Here is a 20,195-nt window from a genome sequence, read left to right as displayed (position 1 = left end):
GTGCTGTTGCTTTTATTTATAACAAATTTCAAATCCTTATAGGTAATCTATAAACATAAACTTTTTTCATATTCCAACACTCGCCCCCTAAATTTCAAATCCTTATAGGTAATCTATAAACTAAAGCTGTTGGTGCTGTTGCTTTTATTTATAACAAATTTCAAATCCTTATAGGTAATCTATAAACTCTTTGAGTTCGCCAACAATTCTAAACACTTCTCTGAATTTCAAATCCTTATAGGTAATCTATAAACTGAACGTGGTCTACAAATTGAGGATTTGGATGCCAAATTTCAAATCCTTATAGGTAATCTATAAACGCGCAACCTAATTTGAATATCGGAAAATTACCCGTATTTCAAATCCTTATAGGTAATCTATAAACTTTATTAAATACGTCTGATATAGTTATAGATATTACATTTCAAATCCTTATAGGTAATCTATAAACACGGACATCATTGGGAAGCAATCTTGTATTGTCCGGATTTCAAATCCTTATAGGTAATCTATAAACTATGTACTCGTTCAGACTCGGAAGCCTGAAAGGTATTGATTTCAAATCCTTATAGGTAATCTATAAACAAGCCTTTATGATATCTTTTATAAAGTCTTTCTCTGATTTCAAATCCTTATAGGTAATCTATAAACAATCTCCGCATGCACAACTTGATACATTGTGTATCAATTTCAAATCCTTATAGGTAATCTATAAACCATTTTCCAAGCTTCAAGCAATGCTGCTCTACTTGCTGAAATTTCAAATCCTTATAGGTAATCTATAAACTGTGGCAACAAAGGCAGCAGAAACAACTGACCGCATTGAATTTCAAATCCTTATAGGTAATCTATAAACCGGTTATCCAATAGAGATTTATCCGATACAGGGATATTTCAAATCCTTATAGGTAATCTATAAACTCCATCATTCCTCCTTATGAAGTATTTAATTTTCTATTTCAAATCCTTATAGGTAATCTATAAACGAGAATATATCTAAAAATTTCATATCTTATTTGGAGATTTCAAATCCTTATAGGTAATCTATAAACCATGTTTTCTCCTTTCTTATTCTGCCAACATTGCTGTATTTCAAATCCTTATAGGTAATCTATAAACATATATCCTGCTATACTGTACCGTTTGTTTTTGTGATTTCAAATCCTTATAGGTAATCTATAAACTTTATATCTTTATCTGTAGTTCCACCCTCTACAGAATTTCAAATCCTTATAGGTAATCTATAAACTTACTATTGTTTTAGCCTTTTGTATTGCGTATTGTATTTCAAATCCTTATAGGTAATCTATAAACGAAACTTTTTCCGCTTTAATATCTCTGTACTTATCCAATTTCAAATCCTTATAGGTAATCTATAAACGAATACTTTCAGTAGCGGAACCTCAAATAATTGAAAAATTTCAAATCCTTATAGGTAATCTATAAACTGTTCCAACTATAGTAGCTATATTATTACTTACTGTATTTCAAATCCTTATAGGTAATCTATAAACGTAGTTCCATTACCGCATCTTGAAAGCCAGTGACTTATTTCAAATCCTTATAGGTAATCTATAAACAGGATCCTGTCCAGTTGTCTCTGTTTTTCTATTCCAATTTCAAATCCTTATAGGTAATCTATAAACTATGTAGTAGCACAAAAAACAATTTAGAAATATATGAATTTCAAATCCTTATAGGTAATCTATAAACCTGATGTTTGCGAATGTCCATATTGTGGAGAAATTTTATTTCAAATCCTTATAGGTAATCTATAAACTTGTTTGTCAACGGTTATTTTTATATTTTATTGAATTTCAAATCCTTATAGGTAATCTATAAACTATCAAGGAGGATTACGGAAAGGGTTTTTATGTATTATTTCAAATCCTTATAGGTAATCTATAAACGTTTTTAATTTCCATGTTATTCGCTCCTTTTTTATTATTTCAAATCCTTATAGGTAATCTATAAACTTTTATGATGATCTTATATTTCTCATACTCAAGTTCATTTCAAATCCTTATAGGTAATCTATAAACCTGTTTTAATTCTCCAATTATATCCAAGTCAGAATCATTTCAAATCCTTATAGGTAATCTATAAACGTGTTTGGTATTTGAATTGTTTCAGAAGTCGTTTTAGATTTCAAATCCTTATAGGTAATCTATAAACTTAGTATTGTAATATTTTAAATTGTCTGTTATGCTGATTTCAAATCCTTATAGGTAATCTATAAACGAGTCTATTTTCTTTTTGGTGAAGGCGGTCCTAATAGATTTCAAATCCTTATAGGTAATCTATAAACCATTTACACGCTACCATTAGAGTACAGGATTTTTAATTTCAAATCCTTATAGGTAATCTATAAACTTATTACAATCCCGAAGGACTTGCATTGTATACGGATTTCAAATCCTTATAGGTAATCTATAAACTAGAATAGCACTGGCAAACGGGACATATGATGTATATTTCAAATCCTTATAGGTAATCTATAAACGTGAGTTTCAAGTTGCAGGTGATGAGGCAGCTGAATTTCAAATCCTTATAGGTAATCTATAAACCCACAAAAACACTAAATTTCACAGTAAAATATAAAAATTACTATTGTTATTTCATATGTGCAAATATAAAGTAATTCTGGATTTTCAACATATTATTAATTGTCGATCGCCACATATTTTTACATTATAGGGCATCGACAATTATAAAAATAGCTCGTGACCGCCTTTTTTTATACCAATAATTTCTCTATCATAATATTTAGTTGTTCTAAATGAATAAAAGATAAAAGAATCTACACTTTCGTCTGATAATTTTTTTAATTCATCTTTTAATTTTCGAAGATTTGCTTCAGAAATCTCGCCTTCAAATACAGAATTTTGAACCCAATACAAATATTTTCTCGCAGTTTTTAATGCTTTAGCAACTCTTTTTTCACCTACATCATAAACCAATATAACAAACATATATAATCACCTACCATTTACTAATAAAAGGCTCATAATTTTTCTCTGACATTAAATGTTTTTCTATTTTATATAATTCCATTCTTATTAATCTCCTGTATGATACGTTGCGACCTAATTCCTTATGCATAAAAACAGACTGTAGCTTTTCCTCATAAAGTGATATGAATATTTTCATACCTTCTTCATTAAGTAAAACAGAATTCAAGCTTTTATTAAAGTGCTTTGCTTGAATCATTTTTTTACCTATCAATGTGAAAATAATTCTATCCACAATTATAGGTTTGAATATTTCTGCTACATCTAAATTTAGCGTGAATCTTCTGTTATTAGTAGAATGCAAATACCCTATTCGAGGATCCAGATGGGTATTATATATTTCACTTAAAATTGATGTATATAACAATGAATTTCCAAAGCTTATCAATGAATTCATTTTATTTAACGGAGGTCTTTTACTTCTAACATCAAATGAAAAAGTATTATTTTCTAATATATCATCAAATGCTGCATAATACACTTCTCTAATATTTCCTTCGATAGCCATCATCTGATCAATATCCATATAGATATCTAACTTGTCTAATAATTGCACTATATTTTCTATGTTCTTTTCTATATCTTTCCCCCTACTATTATAGTATTTTAAAACATTTATTATATTAAGGGCGCTACCCTTAATAAATTTGTATGCTAAGCACTTTCTTTTACATATATCAAGATAATGTTCTGCCTGATTTAAAATCATATAACCTGAATTGTAATGTTCTCTTGGATAATAACTTCCAACATAATATTCATGATGATTAAAATAATGAATGACAATCTGATTAGATGTACAAAATTCTAAAAACTTCTTACTTGTACCAACTTCACCTATTACACATATCTCGCCGATATCCTCAACAGGTAGATACTTTTTGCCATCCTCACCTTCAAAATAAATTGTATTATCTTTACGATAAATTTCTCCATCATTAAATATATAAATTGTTTTCTTCATATGTTAAATCTCCTCCCTATGCCCAACAAAATTCAGCATATGCGCATTTTTTGCAATATTTAATCATAACTGGTGGTGGAGCATGTTCAAGGTTTATAATTAATTTTATATCCTTGACAATATTTTCGAGTTTTATTTTGCCTTCCTCATCTAATTTTACAATTTCTCTCTTCTTTTCATCAGGAAACATCAGTACTCCTTCTGCAGCTATATTGTTATCTGATAATTCCTTTAAATAAAATAATAACTGCATCCGTGAACTTTCAACAAACCTTGAACTCTTTTTCACTTCACCTACCACCAATTTACCATTATCCTTAGAAATTACATCAAATTTAGAATGTCCAAATCCAACTTCTTTGCTGTTTCTGCTATAAGATGTTTCATGAATTACATTTCCTATTTGCATATTCTCATCTTGCTGATCTGCTTCTAACGCATGAGCTAAAAGCCATACTTCTCTTTTACATATACAATAGTACCATATATAGGTACCACTTACATTAAATTCATTCATCATCAAAAATCCTTTCTATATCTTAAAAGATGTAGGGAAATTTCATCACTTACCTAAAAATAATATACATCTGACTCAACTCCATATCCAGTTTCTTCATTGTAATATCTATCAAGCTCACTCCTGCTAACATAATAATATACTTGATTGCTATCCAAAGGTGGTCGATTGTATTTTGACTTTGTAGTATTATTAATGTCTACAATATATTCTGACATTTTCCTTGATATTGCCTTGAGCTTTATTTTATGTTCCCATTTATCTTCCGTTTGTTTGCTTATAGTCATATATTCATTCCAAATTAATTCTGCATCATCATCAAGCTCAATAAATACCTGAAATTTTTCCCCATTATTTTCTATTAATTCAAAGCCATTTAACGGAATCTTCTCATCAGATAAACTATAATTCTCTCCATAAAACCAATGTTCTTCTGCCCCTTTTAAAAGCGCATCTGAAATATGTTGCGATTTAATATTTTCATCTGCCATTTTATCAAAGTATTTTTCTATTATTAACATAAACTCCGGTTCATTCAAGGTATCATAATCTTTTAATAATTTTTCTGTAATATCTAAATCTGTTTTTGCGCTTCTATAAACTTTATCAGCATAAAAGCCCTTGTTATCTTTAAGCTTAACAATATGAACTTCTCCCTTATTGGTACCCTTTCCCTCTCTGTTCGCTCTTCCTGCACTTTGGAAAATCGAAGGCAATGGCGCCAAATCTCTATATACCACGTTAAAATCAATATCTACCCCTGCTTCAACTAATTGAGTACTTACCACAATATCATGTTTTTTCGACTTAATATCCTTAATTCTATCCATTCTTACCTTAGGCGGAAGTAATGTGCTAAGATATGTAATACTCCTATCATAGAATTTATCTCTCAATAATGAATATAATTTTTTTGAGCTTTCTATGGTGTTGAGTATAAACAAATAACTTTTTGAATCGGCACATTCCAAATCATATACAAATTCATCAACCGTTCTACTGTAATTAAGTTCATTTATAATTCTTGTTCTGTTTAACTGAGCATAATATTTTTTATATTCACATAGCTGCTCACTAACATCATTGCTGAAAATATGAGGTTGTGTTGCTGTCATAGCAATAACCTTGCTGTCCATTAACTCCGCATATTCTGTCAGTAACTTTCCTATAAATTTATAATATTTTACCGGAATAGCTTGAATTTCATCAATAATAACGATAGAATTACTAAGTTTATTAAATTTTCTCTGCATAGAGTTTTTATATCCTGCAAGAGTTGAAAAAAATTGTTGAAATGTTGTTACTACAATTTCACTATTCCAACCTTCAATCAACATTTGTGCATTACTGCCTTCAATCAATGTATTTTCATTTGCTACCCACTCAATTTCAGTCAAATGATGATGCTTGCAAAGCATGTTGTTATATATGTTTTTGTGTGACTTTCTTAAAACTTCTTCAATAACATTTGCATTCTGATCAATAATGCTCATAAAAGGCATAACATAAATAATTCTATATATCTTACCTGTTTGCTCAAACAACCTTTTTCTCAATTTAATAGCATAATTAAAAGAATTCAAGGTTTTACCCATACCTGTTGGCAATGTTAAAGTGTATATATTGCTATTTATATTTATATTGCTGTTGACTTCTTCAAGAGCCATGGAGCGCAGATTGTTTAACTCTGACTGTATTGTTCCTTGCTCTTCGATATATTTTTCAACATCTGCTTCGATTTCAGCTCTTTTAACTAATTCTCTATCTCCTAAAGATACCTGACTTTTGTCCGAATCTATGAGCAATGAAAATAAAACTTGCATGGTAAAATATTTTTCTAAATTTGTTTCAGTTTCTATGCCGCCTTTTTTAACCTTAATTCTATCCCTGCTTTTCTTTTTTCTTCTTTTTGTGAAAAAATTAATTAATGTTTGAATGAATAAAGTTTCTTCATTATTAAATACTTTATCTAAAATTTCTGCTTCCAATCCTAATTCCACTAACTCTTTTTTAATAAATTCCATATCAATAGATTTATATTGAATAACAATTTTTTCTTTATCTATGTTTTCTAAACTGCTTCTTGTAACATAATCATTTATATCAGAAAGTCTTTCTAAATCACCGTGATGCTTTAAAATTGCGTAAGTCATCATTTCTATCAATTCTTCATTATCTGAAATATCATCTTTTAATATATGATAGTATAAAAATAACATAGCCGATAAAGCGGCATGGCTTTTTAAATCATTATTTACATCTTCATGCCTGATATATTTCTGGAAAAAGCTCGTACTTTTACCAACGTCATGAAATATAAAAAAGCTGGACAACAAATCATTATTTATATGATTGAGTAATTTACAATTAGCATTTTTTTTATATAAGTCACCCCAATGCAAAACTTCATCCAAATGTTTTTTCAACCTTCTATTTGGATGAGATAATATCTCTCGCATGTTATCCTCCATTGAAATTTTTAAAATGCTCCCCCACTTATATAAGCGGGGGATTCTTAAAGAACTAAGTTAAAAAAGTAATATAATAATTATTTAATTTATATACTTCATTACATTTAACAGATATCTTTCTTGCATTTGTTGAAAACAAAACATCCACATAATCTAAAGGAATTCTATTTTCACCAAACTTCTTAACATATCTTTCTTTGCAATATTTAATATCCGGTAATACCTTAATTCCCTTTTCTGTTTCTATTTTGCCTGTTGGTACAGCTGAATCCATTTCTGTGTAATCATCGCTGATAACTTTTTGTAAAATATCATAGCATATTAATTTCGCATCAGCTATTAAATTAGACAATCCTAATGAAATTCCATAAGCAAAGCAGTGTTTTTCAAGCCTATTAGCCAATTCATCAAGCAATAGCTCATTCTCCATTGTAATAAATAATAAATATTCTTGCCTAACTACATATTCAAATCTGGTGGGAGTTCTTGGACCGCTTGAATTCTTATTTGTAGGAACCCAATAATTATTTTTTGTATTTACCAAGTTTGTACTCATAATAGTCTTTTTAACAGGAGTAAGCAGGCCTATTCCAACTCTTATATTGGCACTCTCCAACTCTTTATAATAATGGTTGTCGGTTTTATCCAAGCCTAACATCGCACCTAACAAACCATAAATCGATGTCGGCGGCATAAGTGAATATGTAGTTGGTGAGCTGGTTGTATAATAAGGCCTATAATGTCCATAATCCCCTGTAAGTTTAAAACATACACATTTCATAAATATCACCTCGCTTAGGCGATAACATCAATTATTACACCTATATTTTTAAATTCTTCAACAATATCAATATCTGTTTTTAATTCCGAATCTAGTCTGATTGAAACCTTTTCAATTTTCTTCTTGTTTCTGACAAGGCAATCTTTTAGATCTTGCAATTGCAATATTCCATCTTTTATTGCCCTTACTGATTCACCAGCAATATCATAGAAAAACTTAATCTTCTTATCTAACTCGCCAATGTAAAAGTCCTTTTCTTTATAAGTAACATTAATTAATAGTCTTGGAACTTGTCCTGCCTTGGTTCTGGTAATTAAGTTTTTTGTACCATGCCACATTGCATCTAACAAAATATTTACATCTTCTTCTGAAAGTCCTGTTATTTCGGCAGCCCTGTCATTAATCACTCCGTAAAAATTAATCAAACTGTATGGCAGAATGTATTCTTGTCTAAATGTTTTCTGGTCTTTGCCTTCTCCGCTTGCAAAAGCTCCTGTACCTTTAACTAACTCTAATTTGACAGGATGCATAGAGTATCCCATTTTAAATTGAACCGGTCCTGTATATTGTAAGTTTGCTCCATTAATATCACTTGGCAATACACATCCAAACAATCTAATATCAATACATTTCTTTATATTTGATTTAAATTGTTCTAAATCATCCAAACTAATTTTAACTTTTTCAATTTCCTTTTTTGACATTCTGTTGATTTTACTTTTTAATGGTTCATTTAAAAAGTCATACCCTCTATGCTTTCCGTCTGCTAAAAATCCATCATCTGTTTTTGTATCTCTTACCAATACCTCATAATTTCTTGCTATAAGTTCATCCCTTATTGTTCTTTTTAATCTTACATCTGTAACAACATTAACTCCCGTTTCCGAATCAATACGTGGCTTGTTATCATCATTCGGATCTCCATTTGGATTTCCCCATGATAAATCATACAAAAAGATTACTTCACTTCTTTTGGCAATAGACATTTTAATCTTCCTCCTCATTTAATTTATAATCTGTTTTTTAGTTCTCTCATTTAGCTTTTCATATATTTTTTTACTTAATGACATTCCACATGCTATATAAAAATTTATTTCATTAATGGATAACTTCCAAATTACATCTGATTTAAGAATAAGATCAGAAATTGATTCTATTATTAATCTCGAATCATCATTATAATACTTTGTATATTCATTTTTCAATTTATTAACAGCTTCACTGATTAAACCTTGCACGTCATCTTGACGCATTTTAAGACCTTTTAATTTAGATACAAATGGAGTTGCCCCATTTAATTCTATCTTTTGTACATACATAACATTCTCTACTAATGCACCTGTCAAAACCAAAGCAACTTTTACGTTTGTGTCAAGTCCCGCACTATAATTGCTTAATATCTCATTTAATTTTTCATCCATAAAATCCTCCCTTTTATAATCAATACATCCTATTTCATATAAATAACTTAATCCAATCCATGCATATAATATAGTATCTTTGAATTTATCATCATTTACAAATGCATACCTTATATTCCTCATATAATGAGGTAATAAAGTATTAATAGACAATTTCTCGCCTGTGAAAATATCCTTTGCCAATGAAAGAAAATTATTATCCAAATCATTATCTCTCATTTTATTATCAGTTTTTCTTAAAAACTCCCTGAAATAGCCAAAATTAAACTTTTCATTAATGATAATGTTATATGTTTCTTCAATCTTATACTTAGCAGAATATAATTCTCTAAATCTCGAAGGAAATATATCCTTAATGTCAAGAAGTATCCTTTCTGCAGAATTTTCCTTCTTAAAAAATATAATTCTAAATGAATTCACATCGCCATACTCTGCTAATTCATCAAAAATATCATCACTGAGAGAATCTATCTCTTTAGATGCTCCTTCTTTAAACGAAAAACTTTTATTTGAAATATTCTCCAACATATCAACTAAAATATCCTGTACATCTTGGTTGCATGTCGATGAAGGTAATAAATAATAATTTAAACCATAGAAATTAAATCCAAGGTTGTCCAACATATATTTTTTACCCTCTCTCAAAACAGGTTCGCATGATATACAAACGGGGCAATTTCGCCATATATTTTCTTCAGAAAAACCACCACTTATAAAGCCCGGTTTGTCAAGTGTGTAAAACTTAAATACATCTACTTTAGGTAACAAATCTACATTTTTTTCGCCACATAAACAGCATGTGCCCCTGTAACTCTCTTCACCAACTAATTTCTTCCTGATTTTATCAGAATAAGAGTGATAAAATTTTCCAATATCTGCCGGAAATTTTCCATCTACCTTAACCGTTAACAAGTTTTTTACATCCTTACCTTTAGGAATATTTTGACTTATATAAGCTTCTATTTCTTTTTGATTATCATTAATGAGTTGATAGATTTGTGATATAATGTTCTGGTCATTTCCATTAGACTCTTCTGATTGTAAGTCCTTGAACCATGCTTTGATTTTAACGTTAAGAGTTTTATTAACCTCTGTCAATTGTGCACTTGGTCCATAATTTGTTCCTCTTGAGGAACCTCTTCTAAGTAAGTATTTTTGCGCGATGTTTAAATTATAATCCGTCACATCAATACCCGTATAAATTACTTCCTCCCTACTTCTTTCAAAACACAACGATATTACATGTGTAATATCCTTCGGTGTCTCCGGAATTAATAATTTATCATTATCACCACTTAAATTGCCTATAGCCTTTCCTACCCTGTAAACATCATATAGCATTTTCAATCACCTACTTTTCTTTACTTCTATACAGCCAAAACCTTGTGAGCCTTTGCCTCCAATTCCTGCATCATATGCCATTCTTAATAACTCCTCACTCCCTTCCATTTCTAATTCACAATTATAAGCCAAAATGTGAAATCCTTTATAATTAACCCTCGCCTCCTTGACAGCCCCGATGGGTTTTATAATAAAATCAGTATTTTCAGGATGTTCACCGTGATAAGCCTCATATTTATGTAAAAGATTATTTTTAATATATTGACTAAACTCCATATCAAATGGATTGTAAAATTTTGTTTGTTTATTTTCTAAGGTAGAATAAGTAGTAACAGGTGATAATGTATATACTTGAACCTTTTTAGACAATTCAGGCGGTTCTTTAACCTCAACCCTACTAATTTCTACTTTAACGCCACCAATATTTATAGGACTACTTTCAAGCAACACACTACTTAATAAATATTCCATAAATTCATTTACCGCAGAGGAAATAGTAATCCTCATGTTTTCATAAAAAACTATTTTTCGATTCTGCTTATCTATTCGAAATTTGCCGTTAATTTTCGAAAAAGTGAACAATTTATAAGCTCTCTCTTCAAACTTATATCCTTTGTTATGTATAAAATCCTTAAATTTTTCATCACTTATCCAAGAATATATAACAGCTTGTACTATGTGATTATATTGAATCGGTATAGATGCCGGTTCTTCCAAATTGAAATAAATTTCTGCTCTCATTTAACCACCCGACCGCCTATCTTAGATTTTAATATTTTGTTATTTGTTTATTAACATATTTAATCTATCAAGTTTATATATATTTGACAAGAATTATTTTTAAAAATAGTGGTATAAAAATAAATTTATTAAAGTAGAGAAAATAGAGAACAATATATAAAATACTTGACAAGCATATATAAATATGCTAACTTATATTTTATTCTAAATACAATAAAAATAATACGTGTAATAGCTTACCTATAAGGATTTGAAATATATTATGTTATTTGCTAATTTGTTTATAGCTTACCTATAAGGATTTTTATTTATTATTAATATGAGTTTCTTACTGAAAGTATATAGCCCTAGATATTGGTGTTAGGAAGGTCATTTCTTAAATAACATCATAATTTAAAATATATTTATAATTGATTGAAATCGTTGTCATATTCATTGTACCATTTATTTGTATAATTTACTACTATAAGTTTACATATTTCTACTTAATTTTATTTATTATTTTAAATTTCAGCAATAACTCCGCCCACATAATCACCATCTTAAAAACAAAAAACTTGCCTATTATAAATTTAAGCAAGCTTTCTGCATTACATGTTGATTTTATCGTTTAGGAACAAACATAGTCCCTGTTTAATATTTTCATTTTTAATAGATTTGTGAATAACATCTGTAATATTATTACTTTTTAATTGCTTATTAATAAGGGCTGTTTCTAAATATTTAAAGGCTTCAAGCTCCATGGAATCCGTAAATATCCGGCAATCCTTGATTTTTCCGTCAGAAAGCTCTAAATGAATTTCAAAGATTCCCCAATCGAACTTATTCTCTAATACTATTGAAAAATCCGGGCTTTCAGAGTAATTCCACTCCCATGAATCATACTTTTCAATATACTTTGATACATCTGTTGTATTCTCGTTTAAAATTATTCTTTGTGCTTCCGTTTTGTAAAATTCATTAAAACTTTCTATCAGTGAAGTTTTTAAGCTTTCAGTAGTTAATTGCGGAGATATTTCCTTGAGATTAATTACCCTTGACAAAACAGAGTCGATTCCCTTTGACTCCAGCTTTAAAGGTGATACCGTTAAATATCCGGACATCTTTTCTAACTCAACATCCACGAGTATAGTTCCATGATGACAATTCCTACCATTGTCGCTGATAAAGGCATTTCCGGAAAATTTCCGTTCTTGCACCAGCAAATCATTCCTGCCATTAAAATAGCCATAGATTCCATACCTGGCAATGGCATCTGTAATCACTTTCATGTTGTTTTCAACGTTATAATTTTTGTCAGATGCAATAAATGTAAAATTTAAATTCCCCAAATCATGGTATACGGCTCCACCGCCTGACAATCTTCTTATCAGGTGTACATCATTTTCTTTAAGCCTTTTAATATCACATTCTTTGTAGGGATTCTGATTTCTCCCTATAACTACGGTGTTTTTATTTTGCCAAAGAAACAATAATACTTCATCAGGTTCACTGCAATTCATTAACCACTCTTCTACGGATAAATTGAATTTAGGATCAAACGATTCAGACAGATACACTTTAAATTTCCTATGCAAAATGAATTCCTCTGCCATCTACACTTAATAATGCTTCATGAATGGATTCAGCTGTAGTAGGATGTGCGTATATCACGTGTGCCGCCTTATCTATAGTCAACTCCGAAGCTATTATATTGCTTATTGTACTAAGCATGTCGGTAGCGTGTACACCAACTATTGTTCCCCCTATAATTTTTCTTGTATCTTTGTTTGCAATAAGCTTTACAAAGCCTTCAGTTTCTCCCATAGCTTGTGCCTTGCCATTTGCCATTAACGGAAATTTTCCTGTAACATAATCAAGATTTTGAGCACAAGCATCTTTTTCATTCAATCCCACATGCCCAACTTCCGGTATAGTAAATATTGCGCTTGGAACCAAATCATAGCTCATTTCATTTTCAATTCCATTTATATGATCTGCCGCCATAATTCCCTGATGTGAGGCTATATGTGCTAACTGTATCTTGTTTGTTATATCCCCGATAGCATATATGTTTAGATTACTTGTTCTCATATTAGCATCCACCTTTATGCCGTTACGTCTTTCATTAAGCTCCACACCAAGTTTTTCTGAATCAAGAGCTTCAAGATTCGCCTTTCTCCCGACTGCCATGGCTACTTTTTCACTGATTATATATTTTGTTTGATTATTTTCATTAATTTCAACAATCATTGTTCCATCTAAGGAAGCCTTAATTGATGAAGCCTTAGCACCTTCTAAGATATTAATTCCTTTTTCTATGGCAGAAGCTCTGATTACACTTGCTACATCCTCATCCATATTATTCAGAATCTGAGGTAAAAACTCTACTAAATTTACTTTAGAGCCTAAGGCGTTATATATAAAAGCAAACTCCATTCCGATAACCCCGCCGCCTATTATCGTAAGTGATGAAGGCACCTCAGTTAACTCTAACAGTTCCTTACTGGTAAGAATATTTTCACTATCAGCACCTTCAATCGGAGGAATAGAGGTTTTAGATCCTGTAGCAATAATTAATTTATCGAATTTTATAGTTGCGTCAATTAACTTATTTTTCACGTTTAGTGTCTCTGAATCCATAACCTCTGCCTTACCGTTTAAATATTCTATTTCATGTACATTCATCAAGTGTTCAATCCCTGATACCAGTGTATTGACTACCTCATTTTTTCTATTTATTATTCTTTCAAGAGAAAACTTTACCTCTCCTACTTCTATACCAAAGCTTTCAGAGTGTTTAATTTTTTCTAAAACATCTATGCTGCTTACAAGTGCTTTTGTAGGAATGCATCCATAATTTAGGCATGTCCCGCCGAGCCGATTTTCTTCAATTATAAGTACCTTCTTTCCACCTTGAGCAGCCCTGATAGCAGCAACATAACCGCCGGGACCTCCACCTACTATCGCTACATCTACGTTGTAATTTTTAGGGGTGGGTTTAGCAAGTCCAAATGAATATGCCGTCTTCTTGAGCTCCTGCCCAGATTTAAATTGGGTTGGCTTAGCCGTACCGGTTTCCTCAATTAATTCCCCTTCAACATTTCCGACAACCTGACCTTTTTTTATTATATCTCCTTCTGTAATCGATAATTGTCCTAAAATACCCTTATATTGTGATGTAAATTTAATTGTCCCTTTTCCTGATTCTATTGTGAATATAATGTCACCGGAATTTAAAGAATCTCCGGGTCTTTTATTTATCTTTCCAACTTTTCCGGATGTATCGTGTCCGGATAGTTTTTCTATAATCAAATCATACTTCATTTTTTTAACCTCCAAAGGTATTTAAATAAAAAGGTTTTACCCTTTTTATTTAAAATCTCCCTCAAATTCAACAATACATTCATTTAGCAATGTTACTGAATAAGCCATGGATGGTCCTCCGCCAAAAGCTACTGCCACCATAGCTGCTTCCAATATTTCTTCTTTAGTCGCTCCTGCTTCAAAAGCTTTGTACGAGTGGTAAACAATACAATACTCGCATCTGTTATAGCATCCGATTGCCACACTCATCAACTCTTTGGTTTTTAAGTCAAGCGCTTTCGGTTCATAAGCAGCGCCTAACAACCCCATAAAAGCTCCAACATTTTCAGGATTTGTTGTTGAAAGATTTTCAAGTCCTCCAACGAATGAATTTAGTAATTCTCTAACATTATACGCCATATTTCTTCTCCTCAATTTTACTTGCCTATGCAATATTAAGTATAGCAAACATTTTGTTAAATATCAAACAATTTTTTCAAAAATTTCAACAAAAAAACTGCTCACTATTTCGGTGAACAGTTTTTATTCTTATTTAGTTATATTTGAAATCATCTTTTTCAGAACTCTTTCATAAATTATAAGCTCTTCTTCATCAATTCCTGCAACCAAATCATTATTGAATTTAATACCTATAAGCATTAAATCAGAAATGAGTTTATCTCCCATATCAGAAAGTGTTATATAAATAACTCTTCTATCAATATCATTTCGTTCTCTTTCAATTAATCCATCACGCTCCAAGCGATCAATAAGTCTACCTGCACTTGAATCCTGTACATTCATAAGGTTAGATAATTCTCTTTGTGAAATTCTTTTCTTTGCCTTTACATAATAAAGTGCAATCCACTGAATACGTGTTATACCTGAATCTTGCAGCTTCCGACCGAAAGCTTCTGAAATCTGCTTAATTGCATTTTCAGTAATGTGGCCCACTCATTTATCCAAATTAAAAAACATAATTTCCTCCTTTAAACTTCCGTAATATAATATTAATTAAGACATAAACTCCTTTAAACTTTTTGATAACCGTAATTATTCATCAATTACAACAACTCCACCCCATTAATCACTAACTTAAATCTCAGTTTTAAAAATTCTGCTGCTCTTCTGCATAAGAGCATTCTTCCTAAGAATATTTCAAAGTAGTCCATTACTTTGAAGGTTGTTGTATCGATTTTCAGTTCTAATATTGCATAATTACATTCTGTATCAATAATTAAATTGGATGATTCTACTGAGTAATTAACACGGTCGTGAATATCAAACGTGGATGTTACTTTATTTCTTACTCTTGTTCTTCTTACATCACTTTTATCCGCAAGTATCAATGCTGCCGCGACTGCATTAACCGGTATGGCTGTTGATTCGTCGTGGTTGCCGATTGCTGAAATTATGGTGGCAATTTCTTCAACGTCCATTCCCATTTTATCTAATATACGGAATGCCATTATAGCACCGGTTTGTGCATGATCTACACGGTTTACTACATTGCCGATGTCGTGCATAAAACCGGCAATTTGGGCTAATTCGGCGGTTCTGTCATCATATCCTAACTGACTTAGTATATCACGCGCCTGATTTGCAACCTTTCCTACGTGAGCAAAGGAATGTTCTGTATAACCTAATTCAATTAATGAATCATCTGCTTTTGTTATATATGTTTGTATTTCTTTATTGTTTCTTATATCGTCAAATGTAATCATATTTCACCTCTTGTTTAGTTTACATAAATAAATATTATGTTATATCATTAGTGTAAATGGGTAACTGTTCGGGTTAGAAGTAAATTCCATGTACCCTTTTGTTTTTGGGTGCTTAAAACCGAATTTATGTGACCAAAGTGCTATTTGTGTGAATTCTTTTTTCTTCATAAATACTTTGTTGTATTTATTGTCTCCCCATATGGGTAAGCCGGCATTTGACAGCTGTAAGCGAATTTGATGATGTCTGCCGGTATGAAGCTTTACTTTTAACAAAGTAAGTGTACCGTATTCTTCTGTTTCGCAGTTGTTTAATACTTCATATTCTAATTTAGCTAACTTGGCTTGTTTGTCTTCTGAGGTTGTGATTTTGGACATGTTGATGGTTTTTAGTTTCTTTATGTAGTCTTCTAAAATTGCATTGTTATTTTGTGGCTTACCGCAAACAACTGTCAGATATTCCTTTTGTGTTTCTCTTAGCTGTACTTGCTTGGATAATTCTTTGTTTGCAAACTCTGTCTTAGCAAAAACTATTACTCCCCCGACGGGACGGTCCAGGCGATGTATAAGTCCTAAGTACGATTTTTCGCCTTTATTTGATAAATATTTAATTGCTTGCGACATTAAATCCTCATCGTTTGTTTTATCACTTTGTGAGGGTATGCCCTGAGGCTTATTAAGACAAAGTATATATTTGTCTTCGAATATTATATTTAAGTTCATAGATTCTCCTGTCGATATGGGGACACCCCTCAATTATGCTGAATCTTTGTAAGATAGTAAGGAATGTCCCCGTTTACATATGTTCTCCAAAATAAAAAATTCATATTAAGTCAGCGTACTGTGCATCTATAGCTTTTACTAAATCATCGGGTTGTATTATTATCTGTACGCCTATTGCTCCTGCGCTTACTACTATTTTATCCTGCAGTAAAGCGGATTCATCTATAAAGGTTTTGTACTGTTTTTTCATACCTATCGGTGAGCAGCCACCTCTTATGTATCCGGTATTTTTAGTTAAATCTTTTAACAAAAGCATTTCTATGTTTTTTTCGGAAGATGCTTTTGCCGCCTTTTTCAAATCTAATTCATATTCTACAGGAATGCAAAATACAAAGAGTTCCTTGCTGTGTCCTACTGCTACCAATGTCTTAAAAACCGCTTCAGGATTTTGTCCTGTTTTATGTGCTACTGATATACCGTCTATATGACCGTCCTCAGTATCATAAGTCATATAATCATATTCTATTTTTAATGTTTCAAGGATTCTCATGGCATTAGTTTTGTTAAATTTCTTCAAAATATCACCTCTCTAAATAAATCTTTTAAAACAACACTTCCTTAAGCTTATATAAAACAAAAAGATTTAGCAGAAGTGCTATTATTGTTATTATTACAAAATCAGGTTTTTTTGTTTTGTGATGAAATAACAGCATAGAAGCAATACTTCCAAACACTCCTCCGATATAGCTTAATGTATGAAGCGTCTTTTCTTGAATTCTCCACTTGTCTTTTTTAGATTTTTGTTTATCTATAAAAAATATTATAAATGAAGTTAGATTAATAATAATATAATACGCAAATATTAATGTTAATTTACTCATGGGCGCCTCACTATGAGTTTGTTTATTTTCTTTCCTTCTCTTACAAAGCGCTCTTCATACTCTGTCATAACATTGTGCTCTGCATATGGACTGCTGTGAAGATCTCTTGTAAGAATTACGAATTTCCAGCCGTCCTGCATAAATTGTTCTACAGAATATTCAAATAAATCATTGTTGTCTGTCTTCATATGAATTTCACCATCATCCGTCAAAACAATTTTATATACATCCAAAAAGTTTTTATGTGTCAATCTTCTCTTATAGTGTGATGGTTTTGACCAAGGGTCTGAAAAATTTAAGTAAATTCTTTGTATTGAATTAGGTTCAAAAACTTCCTTTAATATATCTCCGTCAGAATAAACGATAAAATAATTATCAGGGTCTTTTTCAAGCATTGATTTTGCGCATCTATATGCAACTTTTACGCTTTTTTCAAATCCAAAGTAATTTATATCCGGGTTTTTTATTGCTGTTTCTCTGATGAATTTACCTTTTCCGCATCCTAATTCCACATGTATGGGATGATTGTTGTTGAAAGCATCATTTAATTTGTATCCTCTTTTTTCCGGTTCAGTAATTGTTTTTTCATGTTGTTGAAGGTATTGGTACTGACCCGGTATATATCTTAATCGCATAGGATTCTCCTGAATATTTAGTGTCATGTTTATTAAAAGTTTACATTATTTTGAAATAATAAACAATAACAATTTAAACAACTTTGTCGTTAAGTAAATGTTGCATAATTTTACTAAACAAAGTAGAATATACTTAACAAAACTTATGAGGTGTACATATGGATTTTTTAATGAATTTTCATGGTCCTATTCTATATATTATTATATTTCTCGCTAAAATTATAGAAGTATCAATAGCGACCATCCGATTAGTGTATATTAACAAAGGTGAAAGAGTAATAGGAGCAATTTTGGCCTTTGTTGAAATACTTATTTGGCTTGTTGTTGTAAGCTCTGTTTTAAATAATATTACAGAAGATCCTATAAAAATGTTCGTATATGCAATTGCCTTTTCACTGGGTAACTATATCGGAATTACAATCGAATCAAAAATAGCCGTTGGATTGGCTTCAATACAGGTTGTAGTAACTGAAGATACAGGAAAAATACTTGCAGAAGTATTAAGAGAAGAAAACTATGGAGTTACCATAATAGATGGAAGAGGCAAGGATGACAGCAAAAAATCACTTCTGTTTATCCAATTAAAAAGAAAGAAAATATCTGATGCTGTTAAATTAATAAAACAAACCGCTCCAACTGCATATATTACTGTCAATGACATCAAGTCAATGATGGGCGGATATTTAAAATAGGAGGTGCGTTTCATGAATGATTATGCTGATAATTCTATGCCGAAAAGTTATGAAAAATGGGAAAGGGACTGTATGGAAATGTGTCCTGGTGTGAATCTTTATACTGTTCCGGATGCATCGATTTTCGTTGCCAACAAGCCTGTTGATTTTCCTGCAGGTCAGCATTCCCACAGCGAATATGAATTCATGATGCCTCTGAGCGATAATGTACCGGCTATAAGCGACAGCATTAACCCCGTCTTAGAAAAGCATAAGCTGACTCCCTTTAATCCGTGGCAAAGTCACGGAGTTCCGGTGGATACAAAAATCAACAAGCTTATCTGTATTTCATGCAAGAAGGAATTTTTAGAGGACCTTTTATTTAACGGCTTCGGAAAAACAGCAATTCATTTTGAAAACACAAGCTTTGACATAAGTAACAATATACGTTTCCTTCTCGGACTGTTCGTTGAAGAAAGTATATCAAAGAAGCAGGGATACAATATAATACAGGATAATTTGGTACGTATGCTGTTTACAGAAATTATAAGATGTTCAAAAAACAACATTCATATGGATTTTACCGTTACGGCAGCAGAAAAGATAGGAATAAACCGTGCTGCGGATTTCCTGAAAGAGCAATATTCTGCTGAATTTTCCATTGGAGAAGCATCCCGCGTGGCAGGGCTCAGCACCTTCTATTTTATTCGTGCCTTTAAGGCATGCACCGGCAAGACACCTTATTCCTTCTATACGGAGGCAAAAATCGAGAAAGCAAAAGAGCTTCTTCAGCTTAAAAATTTAAGCATTACAGAGGTGGCTTTGGAAACCGGTTTTTCAAATGCCGGTCACTTCAGCACTGTTTTCAAACGTAAAACAGGAATCACCCCAACCGAATACAGGAAAATCGTATGTTGAAAAATTCTGTCACTGCAGAATTTTTTTTTACTACATAAGCAAAATGAGAAATAAATCACAATTTCAGAAAAGATTTTAAACTCACATTATGCTATAATGTTTCAGGAGGCAATT

At 31.2% G+C, this 20,195-nt stretch carries 19 protein-coding genes and 1 CRISPR repeat array; of the genes, 2 read left to right on the top strand and 17 right to left on the bottom strand.

What is annotated here, in order from left to right; genetic code table 11:
* Positions 1–25 precede the first annotated feature (25 nt).
* Positions 26–2,567: direct repeats of the CRISPR family, unit length 30 nt; unit sequence ATTTCAAATCCTTATAGGTAATCTATAAAC.
* A 141-nt stretch (positions 2,568–2,708) separates the two neighbouring features.
* The 17 genes from cas2 to trmB form a co-directional block, all read right to left on the bottom strand.
* Entirely contained in the window at positions 2,709–2,972 is a 264-nt protein-coding gene (gene cas2 / locus RT412_RS06490; RefSeq protein WP_313345956.1) for a CRISPR-associated endonuclease Cas2, read from the bottom strand.
* A gap of 10 nt (positions 2,973–2,982) precedes the next feature.
* A complete protein-coding gene (gene cas1b, locus RT412_RS06485; protein WP_313345960.1) occupies positions 2,983–3,975 on the bottom strand; it encodes a type I-B CRISPR-associated endonuclease Cas1b in 993 nt (330 codons plus the stop codon).
* Positions 3,976–3,991: 16 nt separating this feature from the next.
* Positions 3,992–4,492, bottom strand: coding sequence for a CRISPR-associated protein Cas4 (gene cas4 / locus RT412_RS06480; protein ID WP_313371178.1), 501 nt, complete (start codon positions 4,490–4,492; stop codon positions 3,992–3,994).
* A gap of 53 nt (positions 4,493–4,545) precedes the next feature.
* Positions 4,546–6,951: a CRISPR-associated helicase Cas3' gene (cas3, locus tag RT412_RS06475; protein ID WP_313345965.1), complete on the bottom strand. Its 2,406-nt coding sequence runs from the start codon at positions 6,949–6,951 to the stop codon at positions 4,546–4,548.
* A gap of 64 nt (positions 6,952–7,015) precedes the next feature.
* A complete protein-coding gene (gene cas5, locus RT412_RS06470; RefSeq protein WP_313345968.1) occupies positions 7,016–7,744 on the bottom strand; it encodes a CRISPR-associated protein Cas5 in 729 nt (242 codons plus the stop codon).
* Positions 7,745–7,758: 14 nt separating this feature from the next.
* Positions 7,759–8,730: a type I-B CRISPR-associated protein Cas7/Csh2 gene (gene cas7b / locus RT412_RS06465; RefSeq protein WP_313345971.1), complete on the bottom strand. Its 972-nt coding sequence runs from the start codon at positions 8,728–8,730 to the stop codon at positions 7,759–7,761.
* 18 nt (positions 8,731–8,748) lie between these two features.
* Entirely contained in the window at positions 8,749–10,506 is a 1,758-nt protein-coding gene (locus RT412_RS06460; RefSeq protein ID WP_313345974.1) for a TIGR02556 family CRISPR-associated protein, read from the bottom strand.
* A gap of 6 nt (positions 10,507–10,512) precedes the next feature.
* The gene (cas6, locus tag RT412_RS06455) at positions 10,513–11,247 is read right to left on the bottom strand and encodes a CRISPR-associated endoribonuclease Cas6 (protein ID WP_313345977.1); all 735 of its coding nucleotides are present in this window, start codon (positions 11,245–11,247) and stop codon (positions 10,513–10,515) included.
* Between the two features lie 590 nt (positions 11,248–11,837).
* A complete protein-coding gene (locus RT412_RS06450; protein ID WP_313345979.1) occupies positions 11,838–12,824 on the bottom strand; it encodes a lipoate--protein ligase in 987 nt (328 codons plus the stop codon).
* Entirely contained in the window at positions 12,817–14,553 is a 1,737-nt protein-coding gene (lpdA, locus tag RT412_RS06445) for a dihydrolipoyl dehydrogenase (RefSeq protein ID WP_313345982.1), read from the bottom strand. Before lpdA ends, RT412_RS06450 begins: the two co-directional genes overlap by 8 nt.
* Positions 14,554–14,598: 45 nt before the next feature.
* The gene (locus tag RT412_RS06440; protein WP_312815848.1) at positions 14,599–14,952 is read right to left on the bottom strand and encodes a carboxymuconolactone decarboxylase family protein; all 354 of its coding nucleotides are present in this window, start codon (positions 14,950–14,952) and stop codon (positions 14,599–14,601) included.
* A 129-nt stretch (positions 14,953–15,081) separates the two neighbouring features.
* On the bottom strand, positions 15,082–15,486 hold the full coding sequence (locus RT412_RS06435; protein WP_313345986.1) for a MarR family transcriptional regulator: 405 nt from the start codon (positions 15,484–15,486) through the stop codon (positions 15,082–15,084).
* A 110-nt stretch (positions 15,487–15,596) separates the two neighbouring features.
* Positions 15,597–16,256 carry an HD domain-containing protein gene (locus RT412_RS06430; protein ID WP_313345989.1) on the bottom strand — a complete coding sequence of 220 codons (660 nt, stop codon included), beginning with the start codon at positions 16,254–16,256 and terminating at the stop codon, positions 15,597–15,599.
* Positions 16,257–16,295: 39 nt separating this feature from the next.
* Positions 16,296–16,976 (bottom strand): RluA family pseudouridine synthase, encoded by a 681-nt coding sequence (locus tag RT412_RS06425; RefSeq protein WP_313345992.1) that lies wholly within the window; start codon positions 16,974–16,976, stop codon positions 16,296–16,298.
* Between the two features lie 100 nt (positions 16,977–17,076).
* Complete coding sequence (ybaK, locus tag RT412_RS06420; protein WP_398439029.1) at positions 17,077–17,526, bottom strand: Cys-tRNA(Pro) deacylase; 450 nt, start codon at positions 17,524–17,526, stop codon at positions 17,077–17,079.
* A 52-nt stretch (positions 17,527–17,578) separates the two neighbouring features.
* Positions 17,579–17,857, bottom strand: a complete 279-nt coding sequence (locus tag RT412_RS06415; protein ID WP_313345995.1) for a DUF1294 domain-containing protein — start codon at positions 17,855–17,857, stop codon at positions 17,579–17,581.
* Positions 17,854–18,492, bottom strand: coding sequence for a tRNA (guanosine(46)-N7)-methyltransferase TrmB (trmB, locus tag RT412_RS06410; RefSeq protein ID WP_313345997.1), 639 nt, complete (start codon positions 18,490–18,492; stop codon positions 17,854–17,856). The genes RT412_RS06415 and trmB overlap by 4 nt, the downstream gene beginning before the upstream one ends.
* A 158-nt stretch (positions 18,493–18,650) precedes the next feature.
* On the opposite strand from trmB, the gene RT412_RS06405 reads away from it, so the two are divergent.
* Both RT412_RS06405 and RT412_RS06400 read left to right on the top strand, forming a co-directional pair.
* Positions 18,651–19,184, top strand: a complete 534-nt coding sequence (locus RT412_RS06405; protein WP_313346000.1) for a DUF5698 domain-containing protein — start codon at positions 18,651–18,653, stop codon at positions 19,182–19,184.
* Between the two features lie 12 nt (positions 19,185–19,196).
* Positions 19,197–20,081, top strand: coding sequence for an AraC family transcriptional regulator (locus RT412_RS06400; protein WP_313346003.1), 885 nt, complete (start codon positions 19,197–19,199; stop codon positions 20,079–20,081).
* Positions 20,082–20,195 lie beyond the last annotated feature (114 nt).

The sequence above is a fragment of the Sedimentibacter sp. genome (assembly GCF_032080165.1).
Classification (GTDB): domain Bacteria; phylum Bacillota; class Clostridia; order Tissierellales; family Sedimentibacteraceae; genus Sedimentibacter.
Note: the sequence above shows the minus strand (reverse complement) of the source record. Positions and strands in the feature narration are given on the sequence as shown.